Raw genomic sequence first — 25,760 nt, 5'->3', positions numbered from 1 at the left:
TTTGCGGGTACTGCTGATCAAGACGTCTTCGCTGGGTGACGTTATCCACGCCTTGCCCGCGCTGACCGATGCGCAACGGGCGCTGCCCGGGATCCGCTTCGACTGGGTGGTAGAGGAAGGTTTCGCCGAGATTCCCGCCTGGCATCCGGCAGTCGACCGGGTGATCCCGGTGGCGATCCGCCGCTGGCGCAAGAACCTCTGGCAGACAGTCAGGTCCGGTGAGTGGCAACGCTTTAAACAGCAGGTGCGCGAACAGCGCTATGACCTGGTGATTGATGCTCAGGGCCTGTTCAAAAGTGCCTGGCTGACGCGTTACATTGACGCCCCCGTGGCCGGCCTGGACCGCGCGTCGGCGCGCGAGCCGGTCGCCAGCCGGTTTTATGACCGGACGTTCCCGGTGGCGCGCGGACAGCATGCGGTCGAGCGGCTGCGTCAGTTGTTCGCCCAGGCATTGGGTTATCCACAGCCGTCCGGGACAGGAGACTATGGCCTGAAGCCTATGGCGGCGCTGGATGACAGGTTGCAGGCTCCGTTTGTACTGTTCCTGCATGGCACGACCTGGGACACCAAGCACTGGCCCGAGCTGTATTGGCGACAACTGGCCGAGCTGATGGCGGCGCGCGGTCTGCACGTGCAGCTGCCGTGGGGTAACCCGGCCGAGAAGGCCCGCGCCGAGCGCATTGCCGAGGGGCTGAGCAGCGCGCATGTGCTGCCCAGACTGAATCTGGCAGGTGTTGCGCGGGTACTGGCCAGTGCGCGGGCCTGTGTTGCGGTGGACACCGGGATCGGGCATCTGGCCGCCGCACTGGACGTCCCGACCATTTCCCTGTTCGGCCCGACCAATCCCGGCCTCACCGGTGCCTACGGCAAGTCGCAGGTGCATCTGGCCAGCGACTATCCGGGCTGCACGCCCTGCCTGCAGAAGAAATGCACGTACCAACCGACCGCTGACGATCAGCGCCGGTTCGACCTGAAACGCGAGTGGCCGATGTGCTTCACTCGCTTGAATCCCGAGCGAGTAGCGAGCCAACTGGGCGCGCTGTTGCTGGCAAAGGAACCTGGCTGATGCAACTGGCTTTCGTACTCTACAAATACTTCCCGTTCGGTGGCCTGCAGCGCGATTTCATGCGCATTGCGCTTGAGTGCCAGCAGCGTGGCCATCAGATCCGCGTCTACACCCTTATCTGGGAGGGCGATGTGCCTCCCGGTTTTGAAGTGCTGGTGGCACCGGTCAAGGCGTTCTTCAATCATCGACGCAACGAAAAGCTCAGCGCGTGGATGGAGGCAGACCTGGCCAAACGCCCGGTGGACCGCCTGATCGGTTTCAACAAGATGCCCGGACTGGATGTGTATTACGCCGCTGACGGCTGCTTCGAGGACAAGGCGCAGAACCTGCGCAGCCCGCTGTACCGCAAGTGGGGGCGTTACCGCCACTTCGCCGATTATGAGCGCGCCGTGTTCGCCAGAGACTCGAAAACCCAGGTGCTGATGATTTCCGAAGTGCAACAGCCGCTGTTCATCAAGCATTACGACACACCGTTGTCGCGCTTTCACTTGCTGCCACCTGGTATTTCTCCGGATCGCCGTGCACCGCCGGACGCCCCTGACATCCGCGCAGGCTTTCGCAAGGAGTTCGGGCTCGCCGACAATGACCTGTTATTGGTGCAGATCGGCTCCGGTTTCAAGACCAAGGGCGTGGATCGCAGCCTGAAAGCGCTGGCGGCCCTGCCTGCAGAACTCAAAAAACGCACACGCCTGTTTGTAATCGGTCAGGACGACCCCAAAGTATTCCAGCTGCAGAGCACGACGCTGGGACTGGGCGATCAGGTGACGTTCCTGAAAGGGCGCAGTGATATTCCGCGTTTTCTGCTGGGCGCCGATCTGCTGATCCATCCGGCCTACAACGAAAACACCGGCACCGTTCTGCTCGAAGCACTGGTCGCCGGTTTGCCTGTGCTGGTCAGCGCGGTTTGCGGGTATGCCCATTACATTGCCGAGGCTGATTGCGGGCGAGTGCTGGACGAACCGTTCGATCAGGCGCAACTCAACCGCTACCTGTCGAACATGCTTCAGGACGATGCCGCGCGCAGTGCCTGGGGCCGTAATGGCCTGGCCTTTGCTGACACAGCGGACCTTTACAGCATGCCGCAACGCGCTGCGGATGTGATTCTGGCGGAGCACTATTGATGAAGCTGTTCCTGGCTGAACCGTTCAAGAGCCTGTGGGCCGGACGCGATGTGTTCGCCGAGGTCGAAGGCCTGAGCGGCGAAGTCTACCGCGAGCTGGAAGGACGCCGCACGCTGCGCACCGAGGTCAACGGGCGTGGCTACTTCGTCAAGATCCACCGTGGCATCGGCTGGGCCGAGATTGCCAAGAACCTGGCGACCGCCAAGCTGCCGGTGCTGGGTGCGGGCAAGGAATGGGACGCCATCGAGCGTCTTCATCAGGTCGGTGTGCCCACCATGACCGCTGTGGCCTATGGCGAGCGTGGCAGCAACCCTGCCGCGCAGCACTCGTTTATCGTCACCGAAGAGCTGGCCCCTACGACCAGCCTGGAAGACGTCAGCCTCAACTGGCGCAACGAACCGCCCGAGCCTCGCCTGAAGAGGGCGTTCATTGCTGAAGTCGCCCGATTGGTCGGGATGATGCACCGTGCCGGAGTCAACCATCGCGACTGTTACATCTGTCACTTCCTGTTGCACACAGACAGGCCGGTCACCGCCGACGATTTCAGGTTGTCGGTCATCGACCTGCACCGCGCCCAGACGCGCAGGGCGATCACGCCGCGCTGGCGCAACAAGGACCTGGCCGCGCTGTACTTTTCAGCATTGGATATCGGTCTGACCAAGCGCGACAAACTGCGTTTTCTCAAGGATTATTTCCAGCAGCCACTGCGCGAAATACTGCTCAAGGAAGCCGCGCTGCTGAGCTGGCTGGATAAAAAAGCCGACAAGTTGTATCAGCGTAAAGTGCGCTACGGAGACGCGCTCTGATGGCGGGCTGGAAGCTCGAACCCGAATACGCTTTTCTGGAGCAGGATTTCGGTAGTCTGGATGCCGTGTTTGCCCTGCAGGGCCAGCAGTTGACCCGCGATCCGCTTTCCGACGTTATCCGCGTCGAGCGTTCCGGAGTTCATTACTACGTCAAACGCTACGTGGGTGCGGGCAAAGGCCTGCGTCGCTATATGGGCAAACCCAGGGTCAAGTCCGAATGGCAGAACCTCAAACGCTTCGCCAAATGGGGCATCCCCACGGCCGAGGTCGTGGCCTGGGGGCTGGAGCGCAAGGGCGCGGCGTATGATCGCGGCGCACTGATCACGCGCGGTTTGCCGAACACCGAAGACTTGTCTGCGCTGGCTCAGCGCAAGGATTCGCGGCTGGCCGACCGGAGCTGGGTCGACGCTATCAGCCGGCAGTTGGCGGCCTCTACCCGGACCATGCACGACAACCATTTCACACATAACGATTTGAAATGGCGCAACCTGTTAGTGGATAACGAAGGCCACCTGTTTTTCATCGATTGCCCCAATGGCGCATTCTGGTGGAGCTTCATGCTGCGCTATCGGATCACCAAGGATCTGGCGTGTCTGGACAAAGTCGCCAAGTATCACTTGTCGGCGACCCAACGCCTGCGCTTTTACTTGCAGTACCGTCAACGAACGCGTTTGAACGCCTCCGACAAAAAACGTATTCGACATATCGTCAGCTTTTTCGAGGGCCGTGAATGAGCGTTTTTATTGCCAGTGCCGATCAGCCTTTACTGGCTCGTCATAATCTGGCTGATTTTGAATCGCTTTGGAATATCAGGCTTGATGCCGTCGATGAGCCCAACACCGGGCGTGGCGGCTGGAGCAGCGTGTTCCGCCTCGACCTGGACGGTCAGGGTTTTTACCTCAAGCGTCAGAGCAATTATCTGACTCACACGTTGCATCATCCGTTTGGCGAGCCGTCCTTCTCGCGTGAGTTTCGTAACATCAGCCGTTATCGCAAGTTGGGTATCCCGGCGCTGCAAGCGGTGTTTTATGGCGAGCGCAAGGTTGACGGCGAACACCGTGCGATCCTGATGACGCGCGCGCTGGACGGCTGGACCGATCTCGACGAACTGTTACAGCAGTGGGGCCAGATGGATAGCCCACAGCGTCTGGCAATACTTCACGCTTGCGGCCAATTGGCCCGCACGCTGCACGGTGCCGGGCAGGTTCATGGCTGCTTCTATCCCAAGCATATTTTTCTTCGGGCAGTGGGCAGTGGGTATCAGGCGCAACTGATCGATCTGGAAAAAACCCGTCCGGTGATTTTCGGCAAGCGCGACCTTGCCCGTGACCTGGAGCCACTGCTGCGCCGTGCACCGATGTGGAATGACACCGAGCGGCGCGAGTTGCTGGCCGCTTACCTGCAAGCCACCCCTGACAGTCTGCTGGTCGACGCCTGGAGTGCACGTCTGGGCAAGCGCAGCGCTCACAAACGAGACCTTCAACACCGCGATGATAAAGAGACCCGTTGATGCGCTTGTCTGAACTCAAGAATGCCGGACGTACCCCCGAGTTACCGATGAGCCTGACGCTGGCCGATGCTGCCGGTTCGGCACAACTGCAACTGTTGACGCTGCTGCGGGTATTGCCGGGGCAGCGCTATGTAGGCGCAGGCGTCTGGCGAGGCAGGCCGGTTCTGGCAAAACTGCTGGTTGGCGACAAGGCGGCCCGGCATTTTCAGCGTGAACTGGCCGGGGTGCGTCTGCTTTCCGGACAGGGCCTGACCACACCGCTGTTGCTGGCCGACGGTTTGCAGGATGGCGAGGGCGGCTGGCTGCTGTTCGAGTTTCTGGAGCAGGCGTCAAGCCTGGGCGATGCCTGGAGCGCCGTTCAGGATTTGCCACCGCTGGCAGACGCGCAGCAAGCCGTGCTCGGCGAGGCGTTGTCAGCCATTGCCCGGCAACACGCAAAAGGCCTGTGGCAGGAAGATCTGCATCTGGACAACCTGTTGCGCCACAAAGGACAGTTGTACCTGATTGACGGTGCAGGCATCCGCGCCGAGCAGGCTGGCAAGCCGCTGTCCCGGCAGAAGGTGCTGGAAAACCTGGGCGTGTTCTTTGCTCAGCTGCCGAGGTCTTTCGAGCCCTTCACTGAAGAGTTGCTGGTGCATTATCTGTTGAGCAACGCCGAACACGGTTTGCCGATGGAAGCGCTGCAAAAGCAGATCGACAAGGTTCGCAGCTGGCGGCTCAAGGACTTCATGAGCAAGACTGTGCGCGATTGCAGTCTGTTCAGTGTCGAGGACAACGCTTCGGTATTTCGCGCCATTTGTCGCGAGGAAGCACATGCGATGCTGCCGATACTGGATCAGGCTGATGACTTGCTCGACAAGGGCTTTCTGTACAAGACAGGTGGCGCTGCCAGTGTCGGTCGTGTCGACGTCAGTGGTCGTACTCTGGTCATCAAACGTTACAATATCAAAAGCTTCAGTCACTGGCTCAAGCGCTTCTGGCGTCCCAGCCGGGCATGGCACTCATGGCGCGAAGGCAATCGTCTGATGTTTCTCGGCATCGCCACGCCAAAACCGCTGGCGGTCCGGGAGCAGCGCTTCTTCGGCCTGCGCAGCAAGGCCTGGCTGGTGACCGAGTTTATCGAGGGGCCGGATATCATCGAGCGGTTTGCGCCTTATGTAGAAAGCGGCGATGCGCCAGAGGCCGAGTTGCTGGCGCTGGACGAGCTGTTCGCACAGCTCATTCGCGAGCGTATCAGCCACGGCGATTTCAAAGGGCACAACCTGTTCTGGCACAGTGATCGCTGGGCACTGATCGATCTGGATGCGATGCAGCAGCACGGCTCGCAATCGTCTTTCGCCGCAGCCTACGCCCGTGACCGGGCGCGGTTCATGCGTAACTGGCCTGCGCAGAGTGCGCTGCACCAGATGCTGGAGCAGCGCTTGCCGAAGATTGCGTCTGTCTGAGCCGGCGCGTCAGTCAACCCGCCTCAGCCCCATCGCCTCCAGTGCCGCCACCAGTGCGTCCATATCGTCGTAGGGCATGAGGTGGACGCGCGGCCAGCGGACGCGCTCCACATACAGTTTGCCCTCGTCGTTGATCTGCACCGGCGTGCGGTAAAGCCAGGTGTCGCGTGCGCGATGAACAACGGTCTGCACATTGCCACCCCCTTGCTCCAGCAAAAACATCCCTGGCTTGAAAAGTCGCTGTTCAATGGTCAGCGGTCTGGCGGGGCGAACATTGTCAGCCGAACGCGTCACCTCTATCTCCACGCGATAATCCGCTTTGATGTGCACCTTGTCATTCGTGATGCCTGCCAGGACAAGCTCCCCGGGATCGTGAATGACACCCCTCGACAGTCCCGGCGCCACATCGACGACCCGCAGGCCGATTCCGCCTTCCAGTTCGGCAATGCCGGGCACGACGCCCTGATAGATATTGGAATGGCTATTGCCAACCAGAGCGATCCACTTGTGTGAACCCATGACCTCCTGATGCTTGCGCATCGTGCGTGATGCAAAGTAGTTCATCATCTGCTGGCGCGTGATGGAGTGTTCTCTGGCAATGCCTTTGAGGTGGTAACTGCTCGCGCAGTCGATGGCCCGTATTTCCAGCCCATGCTGTCGCGCTTTGACGACCAGTTGTTCGAAGTTATAAACCCTGCCTGGATCGGTGTGATGCCCGCGATCCAGAACTTTCAGGTCGTGAAGCAGGGTTTTGCTCATCTGGCCGGTTTCGAAAAAGCGGTCGAGGTTTGCCTGGTGCAGATCAGTCAGCAGGTGCTCCATGTACAGTGTCTTTACATTTTGCTGTGCCAGCAACGGCAGGTTGTCGATGATCAGTTTCTTGCTGGCGACAGAAAAGTGCGACTCGCCGACAACGATGCCTTCAGTTTGTCTGTACAGGTGTTCAAGCAGCTCGGAGGTGCTTGTCCGCGCCGCGATGACAGGCAGTACGGGACGAGGCGGCAGCGGTATAGCGCTGATTGCGGAAGCATCCTGTTGCAAGCGATTGCGGTGCACGGCGAATGTATTGCGGACGGACTCGAATTGCGGATCACCGAAGAAATACTCCATATCGAGACCTTTCTTTTCGAAGTTCGCCAGGGTGTGAAAGGTCGTTCTGGTCTCCAGCGGCATGTCATGGGTCGCATCGGTCAGCGATTGCTGGATCGCTGTCAGCGGGCTGTCGGCGACCCAGTCTTCGGGAGGCACGCGCAGCCAGGCCTCATCCTGGCCCTGAACAAAACCGTACTGGCCCGCCCAATGCTCGCCATCGGCAATAATCGACGGGCTCCCCAGTTCGCGCATCAGCACTTCATCCAGAGGCGTGACGGGGGGCAGTGGGGCTGCAACTATTGCCGGGTCGGAAAACGCTATGGTGAAGTCGCAGTGAATCGGCGTTCGCTCGTCAGTCGGCACGCCGGCGTCCTGCCTGATGCGGGTCGGACGCCCTGCCGGGATATCCTCGACGTGCACGCTGACCGCGCCGTTCAGCTCGGCGATGCCGGGCACCTGGTCATGTTTCGTGGCAAGTTTCTGATCAAGCAGTGCCACCCAGCGCTTTGCGGAATCGGGCCCTATGTCGTGGCTGATGAGCTTATGTCCGAAGAAGTTGCTCATTTTCAAGGCGGCTGCCGGATCATTGGTTGCGCCCGACACTGTATGGCCGAGAAACGGGTAACTGATCGACGAACTGAAAGGACGCACCTCGATTCCGTAACGATGAGCGGCCTTGATCAGGTGGTAGTAGTCATACTCGGTGCTTGAGTTGTTCAACGCGCCGCGATTGGTATCGCGCAGGTAATACTTTAGCTCATGAGAGCCGGAGCGACTCTTGTTGCCGAGCTTGCGGTATCTGGCGAGTTTGGTCAGATGCTTGTCGGTCAGTAGATGTTCGATGTACAGGATCTCTACACGCTGCTCTGCCAGCAATGGCATGTTGAGTAGCAGCAGGCGCTTGCTGGCCACGGACTTTGGTGCCTCGCTGAAAACCAGGCCGTTGTTGTGCGTAAAGATGTGCTTGATCAGCGTGTCGACGCTACCCGGCAAAGAATAGGCAGGCAGTGGCGGCCTGGGCGGCGGGGAGAACCTGGCAAAAAAATCCTGGGCATCCTGATAGAGCTTTTCTCGCAATGTGGTGAAGGTTTGACGTATGTCGGTGAGATAGGTCTCGAAATAGACTTCCAGGCCTGCGCCGGTAGGGTCAAATACTTCCTTGCTGATGACGACATCCAGGTGCGCCCGCATGCTGCTTGGCATCTCGTAATCATTCAGCGTGTCTGTCGAACTACCGGCACCTCCTTCAGGCAGTCGCCGATAGCTTCCCGCGTCATCCAGCACTCCACCACGCAGGCGCTGTCGATCAATGACCAGCCACTGTCCCTGTTCATTCAGGCGAACGGGCTGTTTGCCGAAGAACGCGAATGGATTGGCCGGGTCAATGATCTGCCAGCAGCCCAGATGCGTGTTGTATTGAACCTCGAAGGTCTGGCCGGAAAGGCCGATGTAGCGTTTGCCGTTGAGCAGCACCACACCCCTTGCGTGACCCTCGGTGATGCGTGGCAGGTTATCCAGAGAAATGTCGACTGCCAGGTCGGTGCGCAAACCTGATGGCGCGCGAGGCACAGCGTTGGCAGACGGTAGGAGCGGCTGCCAGGCACCACCGGCTTCCCGCACAGCGAACTGACCGGTTGCCATCGGAGGCGCAGAAGCAACGTGGCTGGCATGGAAAACTGCAGCGTGGCCGTTGACGTCGGGCTTGCCGATCAGGAATACCTGCTCCTGCAATTCCACCGGGTAGAGATCTTCGTAACGCGGCAGCGAGGACTGACGCTGGAACGAGCGCAGTACCGGTGTTGTTTCATGACTGTGCTCAAGCTGATGCAATACACCGCCGAAGCCTTTCAGGCCCACCAGCAAGTCGCTGCCTGCGCCGATGCCGTTGAACAGTGCCGACAGCATGTACGCTGTAGCGCGTTGCTGGTCGCCTTCGGTCAGCGCGGCCAGGGCCTGCCCGCTGTCATGCAGCGACAGCAGGCTGCCAACCGCAAAGCTTGCCGGCGGGAACGGTAGCGTCAGGGCGGTGGCAATTATTTCCACGCTGACCCAGATCAACCGGGCCAGCATGTCATTACGGCCTGTGGTGGTCTCTTCCACATCGCGCAGCCTGCGCTCCAGCGGTCGGTTGAAGCAAGTGTCGGCAAGGTCTGCAATGAATGCCTTGGGAATGACCGGAGGTTTGTTGGCATTGCCTTTCTCCATGTCGCGCAGGAAAAACGACAGGGTCCGGCGCGCTTTTACCCGGCAGCGATCCTTGTAGTAATCGATCATGCCAGCGGTGCTCAGTGAACGTACAAAGTCGCTGAACAGGCGGAACTCGAAGCCATCGGGCGCCTGCGGTGTATAAAGCAGTGCAGCGTGTCGAGTCTGCGTCGGCAGGACCACCAGGCATCCCTGCACGGTTTCGATGTGAGTGAGCAGCGGGCTTGGGATGACCAGTTGGTCGATGTCGGTCAGCCCCGAGCCGATCAACGGCTTGTCGATATGCAACTGCAGGGGATAGAACGGGTACTGCTCGCGCACGACCGGGTCGTTGAGGTGCGCGTGGTCCAGCGACTGCTTCAGCCAGGTATATTGCGACGCTTCAATGTGGCCCTTTAAAACGCTACGCAGCGCGGCGGCCTTCATCTGCAATTGATTGATCAGTACGCTGGCCTGACGGCGATCGGTGTAACCGGCGTTTTCAGCGTTCAGCAGTGTATTCCTGACCAGTGCAATATAGCCGTCCGCCAGCCATTTGCCGCGCACCGAGCCTGCCACCACTGCGGGCGACAGTGCGCTGAGGTCCAGTCCGTCGGGGCCACTGAAGGTTGCCTGGGTTTGCGCGGAGGCGCGGACAGGGTCGATGCTGTCGTTGTAGCCGTTGAGCAGCATCTCGGTATAGGTCAGAGTTTCGCGTTCACTGGTGATCACGATCAGGTCCGGGTCTACCGAGCCTGCCGGTACATTCAGTAATCTGGCGATCTGCTGGCTGGCGCGTTGATGGACGTAGTCCTTGAACGGCTGAGCGTGCGCGTTTGGCTGAGCCTGATAGTTGTCGAGAGCTCCGCCAGCGGCTTGCTCAAGGGCCAGCAGTTCCCGACGCTGCGCGCGGCTGGCACGCACATACCAGTCCGGAGTATGGCTGGCCTGCCTGGAAAGCAACACGCGGGTCTGTTCCTCGGTGAAGCTGTGCAGGGCCGAGTCGCAATCCGCGTGATCGATGAACTGGATGAAGTTTTTCGGCGGCTGGGGTTTGAGTGCCAGGGCCTCCAGTTGCTCTGCCAGTGCGGGGCGTGCATCCACTTCCACCTGATCCAGCAGGTAGGTGCACATGGAAGGCGATGCGGTCCAGCCGACCACCTCGTGCAGCAACTGGGTTTCAGTGTCGAAGGCTTTGAAAGACTGTTGCCCGGGTGCATCGGTGGCGGCCATGATCAAACGTTGCGTCTGGCCTTGGGCGTTCTGTTTGCGAAACACCAGCAATCTGGCCATTACGTGGCGGTCATTCAGTTTGATCTGTTGCACGCGCAAGGTGGGGGCAGGGGCAGCCGTCGTCGGGCTCGTCAGCGCTGCGACAGTGGCGAAATCATCGCGCTGGATATGCCCCTGCATCTTCGCGGCCCAGCTCAGCGCTGTCAGCCGGGTTCGCGCTAGTGCGCGCAGCATTTGCCGGTTGTGCTCTTTCTGGTAGGCCTTGCGTTGAAACTCGCCAAACCTTGCGCGCAGATCGAGCTCGTCAATCAGTCCGGCAAGGTAGACCGGGGTCAAGTCTGAGTAGACAGCGTCCAGCGGTTTGCCAGCAAAGGTAATGACGGTATGGTCGAGGAAGTCCGAGCCTGCGATCTCGTCGTCGGGGTGCAGGCCATAGAGCGCCAGCTCGACCAGCGAGCATGTCACGCGGTAGGTCTCGCTCGTCGACGGCAGCGTGCGACGTGTATCGATGGTCAACGCGCGCGGGTCCATATCATGGCCCAGGTCGTCGGCAAGCCTTCTGCGTAATTGCGTTTCGGCGAACTGCTCCGGTGAAGCGGCGCTGCCCAGTACGCTGAGCATCGCAGCATGTGCGGCATCGTAGCGCCGCAGGTGCCCGGCATAAGTCTGCAAGTCGTCTTCGCTGGCGATCTTCATCCAGTCCGGCAGCTCTCGATGGTACTGGCGTTGTCTGTTGGTCAGTTCCCGCAGTTCAAGCATGGCGGCCGGGCCGAACAGGCCGGGCATGCCGATAGCTTCCTGAATCAGCAACTGGCGTTTCTGCCGGTCTGCCACGTCCGCTCGTTCGCAGGCGTAACGGGCGTCATTGCGCTGCTTGTTCAGCAGCCTGTCGAAAGCATGGACGAAGGGGGTTGTCGTAACCGGTTGCAACTGCACATCGGCAGTCGTGAACGGTTCGAGGTACAGGTCGGCGTCCTGAATTATCCCGGTCAGCCGGTCCTGGTAACGCTTCTCCAGGTTATTCAGCAATGCCCCCCGAAGCGTTGGCGTGCTGAGCCAGCGCGCCAGTGTCGCAATCATTACGGCCTGCGTGTCGAAGCCCATTATGCCGAGCCCCGGCAGCATCAGCAGCGTACGTCCCAGGTCCTGTGATATTGCCAGCACACCCGCCATCTCTACCTGTTCGTCATCGTGCAGTTGCACCTGCAGCGACGAGTAAGTGAGCGCCGGGCCGGACGAGTCCGGCAGGCAGGCAAGATAGCCACTTTCCAGATCGCGCTCGTGAATCCTGACGCAGGCTTCATCACGCAAGGCGCGTTGCAAGGCAGGAACAAGGCGGTCACGACGGCTTTCGCCGGACTCGCCGGGGTCCGTCCAGTAGTTATCGATCTGTTGCAGCAGGCTGAAGATTTCCAGTTCACGCTCGGAAACTTCAGAGCCGTCGATAGCCGTCAGCAAGGCATCTTCAGGGCCGGGCAGTGCTTCCAGTTCGGCGGCCAGAAGGGTACGCAGTTCGTCGAGCCTGTTCAGCGCATCGGCTGCGGCGGGCCAGGTATCGGCGGGCTTCAGCGGTACAGGCGTCAGAGTCTGGGGGGCGAGGGCTAAAGGGGGCAGTGTTTGTGTCATGACAGGCTTTCCATTGCGCGCTTCGGGCGCTGAGGTTTGAACGCCGACCTTCGGGCCAGCGACGATGGGCCTCAATTAATCAGAAGCAATGGGTGGCGAGTCGTAGATAGTTATTGATGCTGGGAAAGAGACATTTCCTACACCGTCTGGCGGGCACCTCCCAGCGACATTTCAGCGCGTCGAGCCAATCCTTGGTCATTACGTTATAATCCCGCCCTTTAGCTGCCCTCAGCCCGCTGTGCGGGGGCACACCTTTTCCCGGGCGCTATGCGCCTGCATGCAGACTAAAGAGGCTAGACCCTAGTGGCATTGACGATCCTTGGCCTGTCCGGCGCCCTTAGCCATGATCCTTCCGCAGCGCTCTATATCGACGGCAAGCTGATCGCAGCAGCCGAAGAAGAGCGCTTCGTTCGTGATAAACACGCAAAGAACCGCATGCCCTACGAGTCGGCGAAGTTCTGTCTGGAACAGGCAGGCATCAAGCCTTCGGACGTCGATGTGGTCGCGATTCCGTTCGCCCCGATCAGCTTGTTCGGCAAGGCCCGCTGGCATTACGCCAAGCGTTACTGGTACGCACCGGATCGCGCCCTCGATGCGCTGTTGATGGGCAATCGCCGTTACAAGCGTTATCGCAACAAGATTGTCTGGTGCCTCGAACAACTGGGCTTCGATCCGAAAAAGATCAAGATCGAGCCGGTCGAGCACCATCTGGCCCACGCTTCGAGCGCGTATCACTGCTCGGGTTTCACCGAGAAAACCGCGATCATGGGCATCGACGGCAAGGGTGAATACGCCACGACCTTCTTCGGCTACGGCGAAAACGGCAAGATCCACAAGATCAAGGAGTTCTTCGACCCTGACTCGCTGGGCGGTCTGTACGGGGCGATTACCGAGTTTCTCGGTTTCGAGATGCTCGACGGCGAATTCAAGGTCATGGGCATGGCACCGTACGGCGATGCCAGCAAGTACGATTTTTCGCGTCTGGCAACGTTCGAGAATGGCGAACTGGTCATCAATACCGAATTGGCCAACGTCATCGGTCTGCGTCGCTATAAAGAGAATGGCAAGGGCTTCTACTTCTCGCCGAAGCTGATCGAATGGCTCGGCCCGAAACGCGTCGGTGACGTGGCTGACGAACCCTACATTCACTATGCCGCGAGCATGCAGGCGCTGTTCGAAAAGCTCGCGTTGCAGATGATGGACCACTACCTGGGTGACATCCTCAAGGAAACCGGCAAGATCGCCTTCGCCGGGGGCTGTGCGCTGAACGTCAAGCTCAACCAGCGCATCATCGCCCGTCCGGAAGTCAAGGAACTGTTCGTGCAGCCTGCGTCCGGTGACGCCGGTACGGCAGTGGGTGCTGCGGCCTATGTGTCCCACGCTCGCGGTGTGCCGGTAGAGAAGATGGAGCACGTTTACCTCGGCCCGTCGTACAGCAACGAGGACGTAATCGCGGCCTGTGCACGCCACCCGAGCAAGCCGGTCTGGCGTCAGATCGACAACACGCCGGAGCGGATTGCCGAAATCATGGTCAAGGGCAACCCCGTTGCCTGGTTCCAGGGGCGCATGGAGTTCGGTCCGCGCGCCCTGGGCGGCCGTTCGATCATCGGTTGCCCGAGCGTGACCGGCGTGGCCGACCGTATCAACCATCAGATCAAGTTCCGCGAGCGCTGGAGGCCTTTCTGCCCCTCGATGCTCGACACCGTAGCGCCTCAGATGATCAAGATCGACCATCCGGCACCGTTCATGACCTTCACCTTCGAAGTGGCTGAAGAATGGAAGACCCGCGTTCCGGAAGTCGTCCATGAAGACGGTACTTCCCGCGCTCAGGTGCTCAAGCGCGAATACAACCCGCGCTATTACGACATGATGAAGGCGCTGGAGAACCTGACCGGTAACGGTGTGTCACTGAACACCTCGCTCAACCGCCGTGGCGAACCGATGATCTGTTCGCCGACCGATGCGCTGAACATGTTCTTCGGCTCGGACCTCGAGTACCTGATCATGGAAGACATCCTGGTGGTCAAAGAGGGCGTCGAGGCTTATGACACGCTCGGCTGAACGTCACGTGCTGCAGTTCTGCCACGGCTATGACGGGCCGTTTCTGGACTGCGCACGGCAATACGCCAGCCTGTTCGCCGGCAAGGGCTATCGGGTGACGACGGTGTTCCTGACCGGTGCAGCCGACCCGGATGTCGTCGCTGACTGTGGCTCGGACGACGTACTGTTCATGGAGTACAGCTCCAGTGCCATTCGCGGCCTGAAGCTGGGGGCCATCCGTGACCTGCGCAAGATTGCCGCAACGCGTTCGTTCAGTTTCTGTATTGCGCACCGCTTCAAGCCGGTGTACATCGCATTGCTGGCGACGAAGCTGCCGGTCATCGGCGTGCATCATGCGTTCGGTGATTATCGGCGGCGCAGCCGCAAGCTGTTCGCCAACCTGTTTCGCAAACGCCTGAGCCTGCTCGGCGTGTCCGACGCGGTTCGCGATGATATGCGCAACAGCCTGCCCAAGTGGCCGGCTGAGCGCATTCAGACCCTGTATAACCGGATTGATGTCGAGCAACTGCAAGGCAGTCAGTTCTCCGCTGAAGATGCCCGCGCAGAGCTGGGCCTGTCCGCGTCAGCATGGATCGTTGCCAATGTCGGGCGTCTGCATCCCGACAAGGATCAGGCCACGCTGTTGCGCGGTTTCGCCGAGGCTTTGCCCAATCTCCCCGAAAACAGCCAGTTGGTGATTCTCGGCAAGGGCCGCCTGGAAGAAAACCTCAAGGCGCTGGCGCTGGAACTGGGCATCGGCCCGCAGGTGCTGTTTCTCGGGCAGGTTCCTGACGCGCGTCGCTACTTCAAGGCATTCGACGTGTTTGCCTTGAGCTCGGACCACGAGCCTTTCGGCATGGTCTTGCTGGAAGCGATGGTGGCCGGTGTACCACTGGTCGCAACGTCCTGCGGTGGCGCGAAGGAAGTGGTCGAAGACGTTGGTCTGCTGTTCCCGCTGGGCGATGTCCATAGCCTTGCCCACGGCTTGGTGCATATGGCCGGGCTTGACGCCGAGCAGCGTCAGGACTGCGCCGAACGCATGCTGCTGCGCTTGCGCGAACGCTTTTCCGATCATGCCGTACGCGATGTATTCTGGCGCTTGCCACACGTCTCCAGCCTGACAGCGGGGGCCTGATGCTCAATCGATTCAAAGGCTGGCGCGAGCGTGGCTGGGTGCAGATCGATGCGGCTGCCTACGCCCAGGCATGGCAACGGTTAGGTGGCAGCGTAGCCACTCACCCGCTGGTTGTTGCGCGGCTGTCGGCGTTTTCCGGCATCGCCGTGCGTTATCTGGCCTGGGAGCAGGGCGGCGAAGTGAAGGCAGCGATCGCCACTTGGGGACGCTCGCTGGCGCTGTCCAAGGACGAACTCAAGCGTCACGGCAAGAAAGGCCTGTTCGATCTGGGGAATGCCGAGCTGATTCTGCCCGTCGCCGACGGCATACAGGTGCCGGTCCGCCATCGGGCTCGCTATGTGTCTTCGCTCAACGAGGGCCGTATCAGCACGTTCAGGCCGCAGGCTGAATCGTTGGCAATGGCGCGCACGCCGGAAGAACTGTCGAAGAAATTCCGTTACAACCAGCGCCGCGAGCTTCGTTTGCTGGAAGAGGCTGGCGGTACGCTGAGACCTGTCAGCGAGTTCAGCAGCGCCGAGCTGGCGAGCATGTATTGCGATCTGTTTCAGCGTCGCTGGGGCTTCGAAGCCACCGGTGCCCGACACAAGGCCGAGGTCATCGAGTTGCTGCGCGATCTGCTGGTCGGCTCGGTGGTGTTTCTCAACGATGCGCCCATTGCCATTCAACTGGTGTATCGCGTCGAGGCACCACAGTGGGTCAGCGTAGAGTATGTCAACGGCGGCGTTGATCCCGAGACACGGGATTTCAGTCCCGGCAGTGTGCTGAGCTTCGTCAACACCCAGTCTGCCTGGGAAGATGCCCGTGCTCTGGGCAAATCACTGCGTTTTTCCTTTGGTCGTGCCGACCGTGAGTACAAGGACCGATGGTGCAACCCCGTTCCGGTGTTCCAGATTTGAGTCGCAAGCAGCAATTGCTCAAGCGCCATCGCCGTAACAAACGGCTGGCGTTGCTGGGCGGGCTGTTGCTGTTGATCGTTATCGGCATGCTGGTGGCCTGGTGGCTGGCCCCGGTGCTGGCCGTGTGTGCATGGGTCGCTCATGAGGCCTGGTTTGCCGATCATCTGTTCTATTCGCCGGCTGACGACTATCAGTACAGCTTTCCGGCCGACAGCGAAGTGCCAGGCGTCCGGCTGGACGGCGGCACGTTGTTGATGGACCCCGCTGTGCAACTGAGTGGCGATGAAACCTTGATACTGGCGTTGACGGTCAAAAGCACCTGGCTCGGGCGCTTTCTCGATCCGGTCGTCGACCTGCAAGGGCAGGACTTGAGCGACCGGCAGGCGTTCGAACGCGGTGTCTGCGGGGTGCGTTATCTGAACCTGAGCGGGCTCGGCGGGCCGCTTGCTGCGGGTGTGCTGCAACTGCGCGGGCGTCGCTGTCGTCTTGCCGGTACGCCAAGGCTCTGGCTGTTTCGCCAGCCGGATGCAAGACAGCAGCGCGTCATGGTCATCGCACCGCATGCAGACGATGCCGAGCTGGCCGCTTTCGGGCTTTACAGTCAGGCCGGGGAGGCGTGGATTGTCACGCTGACCGCCGGTGAGATCGAGGCCGAACATTATCGGCAGATGGGCATGGAGCGCGCCGAGGCTGCGCGCATGAAAGGCCGTTTGCGCGCCTGGGACAGTATTGCCGTCGCCCGTTGGGGCGGTGTGCCTGAGTCGCACTGTGTGCAACTGGGCTATTTCTGCCTGCAACTGCCCGCCATGCAGGCTGCGCCGGATACGCCGGTCGGCTCGCGTGAGGCGGATCTGAGCGATACCTGCTTGTTCCGTCAGTTCAATACGCTGCCCCTGCCGGGCGATGATGGCCAGCCGACCTGGAACAATCTGCTCGCCGACCTGCGCACCTTGATCCTCAAGGCCAGGCCGCAGGTTGTGGTCATGCCGCACCCGGCCATTGATCCTCATCCCGATCATATCTGTGCCCAGGCCGCCGTGCGTGAGGCGCTGGTTGGGCTCGAATGGCAGCCTGACGTAGTGCTCGGTTACGCCAATCACCTGCATGACAACGATCGCTGGCCAATGGGCGATGCCTACAGCGGCATCAGTCTGCCACCCGTTTTCGATGCCAGCCTGCCACTGGTGCCGTACAGCCTGCAATTATCGGTTGCCGCCCAGCGAGACAAGGCAATGGCACTGGGCATGATGCATGACCTGCTGCCTCCGATGCCGTTCAAGCGCCGCGTACGCCGCGCATTGCAGCGCCTTCTGGCCGGTCGCCGCTGGCCAGCCGAGGGCGAAAACGAATTCTTCCGCAAAGCTGTGCGACGACACGAGTTGTTCTGGTACAGCCGTGACCTCTGATTCAGCAGGCGCAGTACTGCAAGGAAAACCATGAAAGTTCTACTTCTGGTCCAGAAAGAGCAGCGTGCGATTCTGGACCGTCTCTACGACGGCATTGCGGCACATTGCGAGTGCGAGGTGCGCTGGCTGAGCTCCGGCGAGCAACGTAATCTGCGCGGCTACTTCCGCCGCGAGGTGGATGTCAGCCGCTATGACCGGATCGTGTTTTTCCTGCGCTTCAAACAGGAAGTGCGCCAGGTCGGATTCATTCGCACGATCCCCAATCTGGTTATCCTCGAGCACGATGCCTACCAGAACTACATTCCTTGCAAATACACCGGCAAGTTCAGCGCGCACTATCGCAAGCTGCCCTGGGCGCGGGTGATCTGTTCGGGGTTCATGGTCAGCGAGCGTCTGCGTCAGGAAGGTTTCGACGCAGTGTTCGTGCCCAAGGGCTATGACCAGAGCCTGTTGCAGTTGCAGGCGCGCGAGCGCGATATCGAACTGGCCTTTGTGGGCAGTACCAACAGCGTCGCGTACAGCGGCCGCAAGGCATTGCTGGACGAACTGGGTCAGGTGGAGAATCTGCTCGTGACGCGGACCAAATCCGGTGAGGAGTATTGCGACACCCTGAACCGCATTCGCTTTTTCGTCAGTGCCGATGTCGGCATGGGCGAATACATGATCAAGAATTTTGAGGCCATGGCCTGCGGCTGCGTGTTGCTGGCCTTCGATCAGGGCGCTGAAGAAAACCGCGCGCTGGGTTTCGTCGACATGCACAACATCGTGCTCTACCGCGACATTCCCGAGCTTCGTGAAAAGTTGGCGAAATTGCGCGAAAACACCCTGCTGGCCACTGAAATATCCCGTAATGGGCAGACTTTGGTCGAGGAACGCTTTACATTCCATGCCCTTGGGAAAGCCATCGTCGACGCCATGCATTCGCCACTGCGCAGCATGCCGACGGCGACCTGGGTCGACCGCCTGCGGTCACGTTTGGGATGGTAATGGCTTATGAATATTCAATGATTGGGAACGAATGATGGTATTCAGCGAAAACAGCGACATCACGCTGGTCGTCACCAGTTGCGGTCGATTCGACTTGTTGAAGCGCACCCTTGAAACGTTCGACCGTTTCAACACTGCGCCCATACGCCACGTGCTGATTACCGAAGACTCGGGCGATGCCCAGGTCCAGGCCTGCATTCCCGAACACTGGCGTCCGCATACCCGCTTCCTCATCAACAACCCCAAGCTGGGGCAGATGCGTTCTGTCGATGCGGCTTACTCGTTGATCGAAACGGCCTGGGTCTTCCATTGCGAGGATGACTGGGACTTCTACCGCCCGCATTTCATCGAGGAGTCGATGACGCTGCTGAAGCACGATCCTCAGGCATTGCAGGTCTGGTTGCGCAGCTACAATCATGATCTGCGTATTCACAGCCCTTATGTCTATCTGAACGAGCGTGAACTGGTCGAAGGTATCCCTTTTTACAAACTGGGTTCGCACAAGCCCGAGTGGCAGGGGTTTTCTTTCAATCCCGGGCTGCGCCGTCTGGCTGATTATCAGCAACATGCGCCTTATGCCGAACATGGCGGCGAGAAGAAGCTTTCACAATTATTCGCTTCGCAAAACCGCTACGCTCTGATTCTGGAAAATGATGCCGTGTTGCACACCGGGTTCGGTGAGCATGTGGTGGTGCCGCAGGAACGGCTCGATAAACAGCGTCGCAAGCGTCGGGATCGCGTCAAGCTGATCATCGCTGTGCTCGCGGGTCTAGTCACAGGCTGGTTGCTCAATAATGTCAGTTAACCAAATCAGAATACCCGGCAGCAAGGTACAGACGTATTTCACCGCCGCGATTGTTGTGTTTCTGCTGAGCTTTATCCTCAACCCGTCAGCCAAGATCACCAACAATCTGTTTTATGCATTCTCGGCTTTGCCTGGCCTGTTCTTTTTGATCAAGTACCGTGGCGCTGGCGTGTTTGCAAAGCCGCTGGGCATTGTCTGGGTGGTCTTCATGGCGTGCTTTCTGGTGCCGGCGCTGCAGGCGCAGGAATTCCAGTATTACAAGCACATTGTCTACGTCAGCCTGTTTGTCTTTATTGTCGCCGGGATCACCGACAATGGCTTCTTTCGGCGCGGCGTGTTCGTGCGCGGCATGTTCTGGGCTGTCTGCCTGTACATCCTGCTGAGCAGTATCTACGCCTGGGTGACCGGGAAGTTCGAGTTCGGTCAGCGAGTGGCAATTCTCCCGGCACGAATGGAGAACGTGATCTACTCCAGCGCGTGGCTGGTTTGCAGCCTTGCGCTGGCGTTACCGCTGTGGGCGAGAGAGCGACGCTGGATCGAAGCGGTCTGCGCCATCCTCGTCACCCTGGTGATAACAGCCTTTATCGTTCAGACGCGCACCGCGCTGGTGGGGGCGGCCTTTCTGTTTGCCGCTTGCACAGCGTATTCGCTTTACCGCTTCCCGTTGCGCACGCTGGTAGCCTTGCTGGTGGCAGGTGTTGCAGCGGCGATAGGCTTCTGGATCGTGAAGGACGAGCAGTGGGTCGCTCTACTGATGCTCAGAGGTGACTCTTACCGCATCGAACTGTTTGAAATCATGACCGGCGAGTGGCAACGCTGCGGCTGGATGCTGGGCTGTGGTGTCGACTTCTACACCACGCGGACCCTGACCGGGGGGATACCTATCCAGCACCCGCACAACATTTTCGTGTCGTTGGGGTTGTACACGGGCGCGGCTTCACTGGTGATGTTTCTGGTGGTCATGGCAATGACGCTGTGGAACGCCTTGCGCAACGGTGATGCGTGGGGGCTTTACCTGGCCTGCGCGCTGGTGATGCTCAACTTCGACGGCGGCCAGCTGGTCGGTAACCCGGATGAGCTCTGGGTGCTGGTGCTGCTACCGGCAACGATGGTACTGGGGCGAGTGGTGCAGATGCATCGGCTCAGGCAACAGCAGTAGCATCAACAAAATGGCCGCTCCCGAAGCGGCCATTTTCATGGGGCAGGTTATTGAACAGCCTTAGCCAGTTCAGCGGTGTCGCAAAGGGTCTGGGCGCTCATATAGCCGTCCAGGAAGGCCGGATTGCCGTTATCCAGCAGCCATTGACGATCTTCCTGATAGCGCAGCATGTGTTTGAAATTGCGCAGGCGAAGGCTTTTGCGCAGTGCGCGGCGATAGGTTTTCATGTCGGCAATGTCAATCAGGCCGAGACTGCCTTCCGGCGTGAGGATCACGTTGCCAAGATGGGCCGAGCGAAAGTAGATGCCCTTTTCGTGCAGCCCGGCGATGAAGCTTCCCAGTTGCCTGCGCAGCTTATCGTCGGCCAGCGCACTGCCCAGCAGCTGACGCAGGGTGTAGCCGGCCAGCGGATCATAATGCACGGCGTCGCGCTCGATCTCGGCGATGCGGCAGACACTGCGCACATGCGGGCAGGGGATGGCCCGATTGGCCAGCGTCACACAATTGTCTGCGAAGCGCCGGGCATAGGGATACCAGGCTGCCGAGCTGACAAGGCGTTTGCGTCGAAACAATTTCAGCATGGAGCCGTCACGCAGACGTAGTACTTTGTCGCCCGTGCCGTCGGCTTCAAGCACTTCGGCACCTTGAACCAGTTCAAGGTAATGGGCGTGGTCAAGCGCTTGCATCGATACTCCGGTTTTTACGCCCCAAGGGCCACTAGTGGTCATACAGAAGCCGGATTCTCAGGCTTCAGGCAGCGATCAGAGCCCCGTGGGAATGGACGGGCCGCCTATGTTACCGCAGCAGGCAGCCGCGAAAACCGCTGTGATACAATTCGGCCTCTTTTTGATACGACGGATTCTCATGACAACCTCCGAATCGTCCTCGACTTCCAGCGTGAAAATCTATTTCCGTCTGTTGTCTTATGTGCGTCCGTATGTGGGCATCTTCCTGCTCAGCATCATTGGTTTCGTGATCTTCGCCTCGACTCAGCCGATGCTTGCCGGCATTCTGAAATACTTCGTCGATGGCCTGACCAATCCCGAAGCCGTGCTGTTCCCCAATGTTCCGTATCTGCGGGAGCTGCAACTGTTGCAGGCAGTGCCGCTGCTGATCGTCCTGATCGCCGCATGGCAGGGGCTTGGTTCCTTCCTGGGTAACTACTTCCTGGCCAAGGTTTCTCTCGGGCTGGTCCACGACCTGCGGGTAGAGCTGTTCAACAAATTGCTGGTTTTGCCCAATCGCTACTTCGATACGACCAATTCCGGCCACCTGATCTCGCGCATCACTTTCAACGTCACAATGGTTACCGGTGCCGCCACCGATGCCATCAAGGTGGTGATCCGCGAAGGTCTGACCGTGGTGTTCCTGTTTGTCTATCTGTTGATGATGAACTGGAAACTGACCCTGGTGATGCTTGCCATCCTGCCGCTGATCGCCGTCATGGTCGGCAGCGCCAGCAAGAAATTCCGCAAGCAGAGCAAGAAGATTCAGGTTGCGATGGGCGACGTCACGCACGTTGCTTCGGAAACCATTCAGGGTTATCGCGTTGTACGCAGCTTCGGCGGCGAGTCGTACGAGCAGAACCGTTTCGCTCAGGCCAGTGACAGCAACACGCGCAAGCAACTGCGCATGACCAAGACCGGCGCAATCTATACGCCGATGCTGCAACTGGTGATCTACAGCGCCATGGCTGTGCTGATGTTTCTGGTGCTGTTCCTGCGCGGCGACGCGACGGCGGGCGATCTGGTGGCTTACATCACTGCCGCCGGCCTGTTGCCCAAGCCGATTCGTCAGCTGTCGGAAGTCAGTTCGACGATCCAGAAGGGCGTTGCCGGTGCCGAAAGCATCTTCGAGCAACTGGACGTCGAGGAAGAGGTCGACACCGGTACGATCGAGCGTGATCGCGTAAGCGGCCATCTTGAGGTGAAGAACCTCAGCTTCTTCTACCCGCAGACCGAGCGTCAGGTGTTGAACGACATCAGCTTCAGCGCAGCGCCCGGGCAGATGATTGCGCTGGTTGGGCGCTCCGGCAGCGGCAAGTCGACCCTGGCCAACCTGATTCCGCGTTTCTACGGGCATGAGCTGGGCAACATCCTGCTCGACGGCGTTGAAATCAACGACTACCGATTGCGCAATCTGCGCAGGCACATCGCTCAGGTCAATCAGAACGTCACGCTGTTCAACGACACGATCGCCAATAATATTGCCTATGGCGACCTGGCGGGTGCACCACGTGCCGACATCGAAGCCGCCGCCGCCGATGCCTACGCCAAAGAGTTCATCGACCAGTTGCCGCAGGGGTTCGATACTCAGGTGGGCGAAAATGGCGTATTGCTGTCCGGTGGTCAGCGCCAGCGTCTGGCGATTGCTCGCGCACTGCTCAAGAACGCACCACTGCTGATTCTCGACGAAGCCACGTCGGCGCTGGACACCGAGTCTGAACGCCATATCCAGGCGGCGCTGGATCACGTCATGAAGGGTCGCACTACGCTGGTCATTGCCCACCGCCTGTCGACCATCGAAAAGGCCGATCTGATTCTGGTCATGGACGCCGGACAGATCGTCGAGCGTGGCACGCACGCAGAGCTGCTGGCGCAGAACGGCTACTACTCGCGCCTGCACGCCATGGGACTGGACGAGCCGGCCCCGGTCGGCGCCGTCTGACTTCGCTTTTCACCGGCGGGCCCCTGCGGGTCCGCCTGCCTTTCGGTGGCGTGATTCGGCAGCCTGTCGGGTAGAACCCCCTGTGCTAAGATTCCGCCCCTGTCCATTTTTTTAGTACGGGTTGTTCCATGAAGCTATCCATGCCGCGCTTTGATCAGGCCACTGTCCTGGTGGTGGGTGATGTCATGCTGGACAGATACTGGCATGGTGGTACCTCGCGTATTTCCCCTGAAGCGCCAGTGCCTGTGGTCAAGGTCGATCAGATCGAGGATCGCCCTGGTGGCGCAGCCAACGTTGCCTTGAACATCGCAGCCCTGGGTGCCCCCGCATCGCTGGTAGGCGTGACAGGCGACGATGAGGCAGCAGAAAGCCTGTCCAACAGCCTGAAGGCTGCCGGGGTAATGGCCCGCTTTCAGCGCATCGCCGACCAGCCGACCATCGTCAAGTTGCGTGTCATGAGTCGCCACCAGCAATTGCTGCGTATCGACTTCGAAGAACCGTTCAAGACCGACCCACTGGCGTTGAGCGCAGAGGTCTATAGCCTGCTCGATGGCATCAAGGTGCTGGTCCTGTCCGATTACGGCAAAGGCGCGCTGAAGAACCATCAGGCACTGATTCAGGCGGCTCGCAAGCGCGGTATTCCTGTACTTGCCGACCCCAAGGGCAAGGACTTCGCGATTTATCGCGGTGCCAGCCTTATTACGCCGAACCTCAGTGAATTCGAAGCCATCGTCGGGCATTGTGAAGACGAAGCGCATCTGGTCACCAAAGGTGCAGAGTTGATGCAGGAGCTGGACCTGGGCGCTTTGCTGGTGACCCGTGGCGAGCATGGCATGACGCTGCTGCGTCCTGATCAGCAGGCACTGCATCTGCCCGCTCGTGCTCGCGAAGTATTCGATGTGACCGGTGCCGGCGATACGGTCATTTCCACCCTGGCAGCAGCGATTGCTGCCGGCGAAAAACTGCCGCACGCAGTGGCCTTGGCCAACCTGGCAGCCGGCATCGTGGTCGGCAAGCTGGGTACGGCGGCCATCAGCGCGCCGGAACTGCGTCGGGCCATTCAGCGCGAAGAAGGCTCCGAGCGCGGTGTGCTGGGCCTTGAGCAATTGATGCTGGCGGTCGACGATGCGCGTGCGCACAAGGAAAAAATCGTTTTCACCAACGGCTGTTTCGACATCCTTCATGCCGGTCATGTGACCTACCTGGAGCAGGCGCGCGCACTGGGGGATCGTTTGATCGTTGCGGTCAACGATGACGCGTCGGTCAGCCGTCTGAAGGGGCCGGGGCGGCCTATCAACAGCGTAGACCGACGCATGGCGGTTCTGGCGGGTCTGGGCGCAGTGGATTGGGTCATCAGCTTCCCTGAAGGCACCCCCGAAAACCTGCTGACCCACGTCAAGCCTGATGTGCTGGTCAAGGGCGGCGATTACGGCGTCGACCAGGTGGTCGGTGCCGATATTGTCCAGGCGTATGATGGCGAGGTACGTGTGTTGGGACTGGTGGAAAACAGCTCGACCACAGCCATTGTCGAGAAGATCCGAGCGCAGTAATGCCTGGGCGGGCCGCAAGCCTCAAGCTCGCTTGCGGCTTGCGGCTTGCGGCTTGCGGCTTGCGGCTTAAAGCTTATGGCTAATCGCTTGCAGCAACTGCCGAGCCTTGCCGGTCAGACGTTTCAGCCCTGATTTCTTCGGTGGCGGGGCCATGCCCTGCTGACGCAGCCAGTCTTTCCAGCGAATCCGCTCCTCCCGTACGACCCAGCCATCCTGCGCGGCAAAACTTTCGGCCAGATAGAGCCCTCGGGTGCCGGCCGGGATGAGCTTGTCGCGTTTGAGCGTGTAAAGCTCCGGCAGCGGCGCCCCGTTGTCCAGCGGCATCAGGTACAGATCGGGCTTGCTGCGGTTGAGGCGGGCGACCAGTTGATCGTTTTCCAATGCTTCGTCGACATGGAAGAGGCTGACCGGACGCGCTTCCTTGGGGATTTCCAGACGCATGTCGTAAATCAGCTGCAACGACGCAGTGGGTAAGTGCACATAGGCCCTTGGGCGCTCCAGCAGTGTCAGGCTGCCGGTTCGTACTGGCCTGGCTGCGCCGGACAGCGGGCTCAGGCGAAAGGGCATGGCCTCGCGATAATGCAGCGCGGCGGCATAGGGGGCAGGCAGCCAGGTCTCCTTGAACAAGCCGCTCAGCCAGCCCTGAGGCGTTTCGATCAGGCACTCTTCGGCCACTTCCTGAATGGCGGTGTGCAGCGGCAGCGTCAGTTCGTGGGCCGGCACATAACCCGAGATCAGCTTGAGCACGACGTCGCCGCGGTCCTGACGACGCTGGCGTACCAGTACCCAGTAATCGCGATTCTGCCAGCTGACGGTGAGTCTGACGGACACCCCGAGATTGGCCAGTTCGGTGGAAAAGCGTTCAGTGTCCGGTACGTCGATCTTGCGCCGCCGCTGCAAGGTCTGCGCGAAGTTCATCGGCATGCCCACGCTCTGGTAGCTCAGGCTTTCCGGAGTGGCCTCGACAAACAGCGGCAGAGTCTTGAAGTTGCTGGGGTTCTTGCGGATCAGTGTTCGCGGCATAACGGCTCC

The 25,760-nt window shown here is 59.9% G+C and carries 18 protein-coding genes; 15 read left to right on the top strand and 3 right to left on the bottom strand.

Annotated elements, in window-relative coordinates; all coding sequences use genetic code 11:
* Nucleotide 1 precedes the first annotated feature (1 nt).
* The 6 genes from waaC to ALO80_RS20595 are packed head-to-tail and all read left to right on the top strand — an operon-like array spanning nt 2 to nt 5,948.
* Nucleotides 2–1,066 carry a lipopolysaccharide heptosyltransferase I gene (waaC, locus tag ALO80_RS20620; protein ID WP_055010336.1) on the top strand — a complete coding sequence of 355 codons (1,065 nt, stop codon included), beginning with the start codon at nt 2–4 and terminating at the stop codon, nt 1,064–1,066.
* The gene (locus ALO80_RS20615) at nt 1,066–2,187 is read left to right on the top strand and encodes a glycosyltransferase family 4 protein (protein ID WP_055010335.1); all 1,122 of its coding nucleotides are present in this window, start codon (nt 1,066–1,068) and stop codon (nt 2,185–2,187) included. The genes waaC and ALO80_RS20615 overlap by 1 nt, the downstream gene beginning before the upstream one ends.
* The gene (gene rfaP, locus ALO80_RS20610) at nt 2,187–2,993 is read left to right on the top strand and encodes a lipopolysaccharide core heptose(I) kinase RfaP (protein ID WP_055010334.1); all 807 of its coding nucleotides are present in this window, start codon (nt 2,187–2,189) and stop codon (nt 2,991–2,993) included. The genes ALO80_RS20615 and rfaP overlap by 1 nt, the downstream gene beginning before the upstream one ends.
* Nucleotides 2,993–3,727 (top strand): lipopolysaccharide kinase InaA family protein, encoded by a 735-nt coding sequence (locus tag ALO80_RS20605; protein WP_055010333.1) that lies wholly within the window; start codon nt 2,993–2,995, stop codon nt 3,725–3,727. The genes rfaP and ALO80_RS20605 overlap by 1 nt, the downstream gene beginning before the upstream one ends.
* A complete protein-coding gene (locus ALO80_RS20600) occupies nt 3,724–4,503 on the top strand; it encodes a lipopolysaccharide kinase InaA family protein (RefSeq protein WP_055010332.1) in 780 nt (259 codons plus the stop codon). Before ALO80_RS20605 ends, ALO80_RS20600 begins: the two co-directional genes overlap by 4 nt.
* Nucleotides 4,503–5,948, top strand: a complete 1,446-nt coding sequence (locus tag ALO80_RS20595; RefSeq protein ID WP_055010331.1) for a lipopolysaccharide kinase InaA family protein — start codon at nt 4,503–4,505, stop codon at nt 5,946–5,948. Before ALO80_RS20600 ends, ALO80_RS20595 begins: the two co-directional genes overlap by 1 nt.
* Nucleotides 5,949–5,957: 9 nt before the next feature.
* Here ALO80_RS20595 and ALO80_RS20590 read toward each other — a convergent pair whose 3' ends face one another.
* Nucleotides 5,958–12,083, bottom strand: coding sequence for a membrane-targeted effector domain-containing toxin (locus ALO80_RS20590; RefSeq protein WP_055010330.1), 6,126 nt, complete (start codon nt 12,081–12,083; stop codon nt 5,958–5,960).
* Between the two features lie 303 nt (nt 12,084–12,386).
* Here ALO80_RS20590 and ALO80_RS20585 point away from each other — a divergent pair, with 303 nt between their 5' ends.
* From ALO80_RS20585 to ALO80_RS20555, 7 genes are read left to right on the top strand one after another with little or no spacing between them, the layout of a single operon-like run.
* Nucleotides 12,387–14,144 carry a carbamoyltransferase family protein gene (locus tag ALO80_RS20585; protein WP_003422365.1) on the top strand — a complete coding sequence of 586 codons (1,758 nt, stop codon included), beginning with the start codon at nt 12,387–12,389 and terminating at the stop codon, nt 14,142–14,144.
* Nucleotides 14,128–15,258 carry a glycosyltransferase gene (locus ALO80_RS20580; protein ID WP_055010329.1) on the top strand — a complete coding sequence of 377 codons (1,131 nt, stop codon included), beginning with the start codon at nt 14,128–14,130 and terminating at the stop codon, nt 15,256–15,258. The genes ALO80_RS20585 and ALO80_RS20580 overlap by 17 nt, the downstream gene beginning before the upstream one ends.
* Nucleotides 15,258–16,154, top strand: a complete 897-nt coding sequence (locus ALO80_RS20575; RefSeq protein WP_055010328.1) for an antimicrobial resistance protein Mig-14 — start codon at nt 15,258–15,260, stop codon at nt 16,152–16,154. The genes ALO80_RS20580 and ALO80_RS20575 overlap by 1 nt, the downstream gene beginning before the upstream one ends.
* Complete coding sequence (locus ALO80_RS20570; RefSeq protein WP_055010327.1) at nt 16,151–17,560, top strand: PIG-L deacetylase family protein; 1,410 nt, start codon at nt 16,151–16,153, stop codon at nt 17,558–17,560. The genes ALO80_RS20575 and ALO80_RS20570 overlap by 4 nt, the downstream gene beginning before the upstream one ends.
* A gap of 30 nt (nt 17,561–17,590) precedes the next feature.
* Nucleotides 17,591–18,547: a glycosyltransferase family protein gene (locus tag ALO80_RS20565; RefSeq protein ID WP_055005447.1), complete on the top strand. Its 957-nt coding sequence runs from the start codon at nt 17,591–17,593 to the stop codon at nt 18,545–18,547.
* A 31-nt stretch (nt 18,548–18,578) separates the two neighbouring features.
* Nucleotides 18,579–19,352 (top strand): hypothetical protein, encoded by a 774-nt coding sequence (locus ALO80_RS20560; protein ID WP_055010326.1) that lies wholly within the window; start codon nt 18,579–18,581, stop codon nt 19,350–19,352.
* A complete protein-coding gene (locus tag ALO80_RS20555; protein WP_055010325.1) occupies nt 19,342–20,511 on the top strand; it encodes a hypothetical protein in 1,170 nt (389 codons plus the stop codon). Before ALO80_RS20560 ends, ALO80_RS20555 begins: the two co-directional genes overlap by 11 nt.
* 47 nt (nt 20,512–20,558) lie before the next feature.
* Here the strand turns inward: ALO80_RS20555 and ALO80_RS20550 are convergent, their stop codons facing one another.
* Nucleotides 20,559–21,197 carry a BUD32 family EKC/KEOPS complex subunit gene (locus tag ALO80_RS20550; protein WP_055010324.1) on the bottom strand — a complete coding sequence of 213 codons (639 nt, stop codon included), beginning with the start codon at nt 21,195–21,197 and terminating at the stop codon, nt 20,559–20,561.
* Nucleotides 21,198–21,375: 178 nt separating this feature from the next.
* Between ALO80_RS20550 and msbA the strand changes: the two genes are divergently transcribed.
* Together msbA and hldE are read left to right on the top strand one after the other, a co-directional pair.
* Nucleotides 21,376–23,178, top strand: a complete 1,803-nt coding sequence (gene msbA, locus ALO80_RS20545; RefSeq protein ID WP_054986148.1) for a lipid A export permease/ATP-binding protein MsbA — start codon at nt 21,376–21,378, stop codon at nt 23,176–23,178.
* A 128-nt stretch (nt 23,179–23,306) separates the two neighbouring features.
* The gene (hldE, locus tag ALO80_RS20540; protein ID WP_054986119.1) at nt 23,307–24,728 is read left to right on the top strand and encodes a bifunctional D-glycero-beta-D-manno-heptose-7-phosphate kinase/D-glycero-beta-D-manno-heptose 1-phosphate adenylyltransferase HldE; all 1,422 of its coding nucleotides are present in this window, start codon (nt 23,307–23,309) and stop codon (nt 24,726–24,728) included.
* 66 nt (nt 24,729–24,794) lie between these two features.
* Here hldE and ALO80_RS20535 read toward each other — a convergent pair whose 3' ends face one another.
* Nucleotides 24,795–25,751, bottom strand: coding sequence for a hypothetical protein (locus tag ALO80_RS20535; RefSeq protein WP_054986120.1), 957 nt, complete (start codon nt 25,749–25,751; stop codon nt 24,795–24,797).
* Nucleotides 25,752–25,760: the final 9 nt, after the last annotated feature.

The organism is Pseudomonas caricapapayae (genome assembly GCF_001400735.1).
In the GTDB taxonomy this organism is placed as follows: Bacteria; Pseudomonadota; Gammaproteobacteria; order Pseudomonadales; family Pseudomonadaceae; genus Aquipseudomonas; species Aquipseudomonas caricapapayae.
The sequence above is the reverse complement of the archived record's forward strand: the minus strand, read 5'-3'. Positions and strand labels throughout refer to the sequence as shown.

Excerpts from the sequence above, each read along its gene's own strand:
- ALO80_RS20600 (WP_055010332.1), top strand. The coding sequence starts at position 3,724 with ATGAGCGTTTTTATTGCCAGTGCCGATCAGCCTTTACTGGCTCGTCAT.
- ALO80_RS20590 (WP_055010330.1), bottom strand. The coding sequence starts at position 12,083 with ATGACACAAACACTGCCCCCTTTAGCCCTCGCCCCCCAGACTCTGACG.
- rfaP (WP_055010334.1), top strand. The coding sequence starts at position 2,187 with ATGAAGCTGTTCCTGGCTGAACCGTTCAAGAGCCTGTGGGCCGGACGC.
- ALO80_RS20555 (WP_055010325.1), top strand. The coding sequence starts at position 19,342 with ATGTCAGTTAACCAAATCAGAATACCCGGCAGCAAGGTACAGACGTAT.
- ALO80_RS20550 (WP_055010324.1), bottom strand. The coding sequence starts at position 21,197 with ATGCAAGCGCTTGACCACGCCCATTACCTTGAACTGGTTCAAGGTGCC.
- ALO80_RS20580 (WP_055010329.1), top strand. The coding sequence starts at position 14,128 with ATGACACGCTCGGCTGAACGTCACGTGCTGCAGTTCTGCCACGGCTAT.
- ALO80_RS20575 (WP_055010328.1), top strand. The coding sequence starts at position 15,258 with ATGCTCAATCGATTCAAAGGCTGGCGCGAGCGTGGCTGGGTGCAGATC.
- hldE (WP_054986119.1), top strand. The coding sequence starts at position 23,307 with ATGAAGCTATCCATGCCGCGCTTTGATCAGGCCACTGTCCTGGTGGTG.
- ALO80_RS20565 (WP_055005447.1), top strand. The coding sequence starts at position 17,591 with ATGAAAGTTCTACTTCTGGTCCAGAAAGAGCAGCGTGCGATTCTGGAC.
- msbA (WP_054986148.1), top strand. The coding sequence starts at position 21,376 with ATGACAACCTCCGAATCGTCCTCGACTTCCAGCGTGAAAATCTATTTC.
- ALO80_RS20615 (WP_055010335.1), top strand. The coding sequence starts at position 1,066 with ATGCAACTGGCTTTCGTACTCTACAAATACTTCCCGTTCGGTGGCCTG.
- ALO80_RS20535 (WP_054986120.1), bottom strand. The coding sequence starts at position 25,751 with ATGCCGCGAACACTGATCCGCAAGAACCCCAGCAACTTCAAGACTCTG.
- ALO80_RS20595 (WP_055010331.1), top strand. The coding sequence starts at position 4,503 with ATGCGCTTGTCTGAACTCAAGAATGCCGGACGTACCCCCGAGTTACCG.
- ALO80_RS20560 (WP_055010326.1), top strand. The coding sequence starts at position 18,579 with ATGATGGTATTCAGCGAAAACAGCGACATCACGCTGGTCGTCACCAGT.
- ALO80_RS20605 (WP_055010333.1), top strand. The coding sequence starts at position 2,993 with ATGGCGGGCTGGAAGCTCGAACCCGAATACGCTTTTCTGGAGCAGGAT.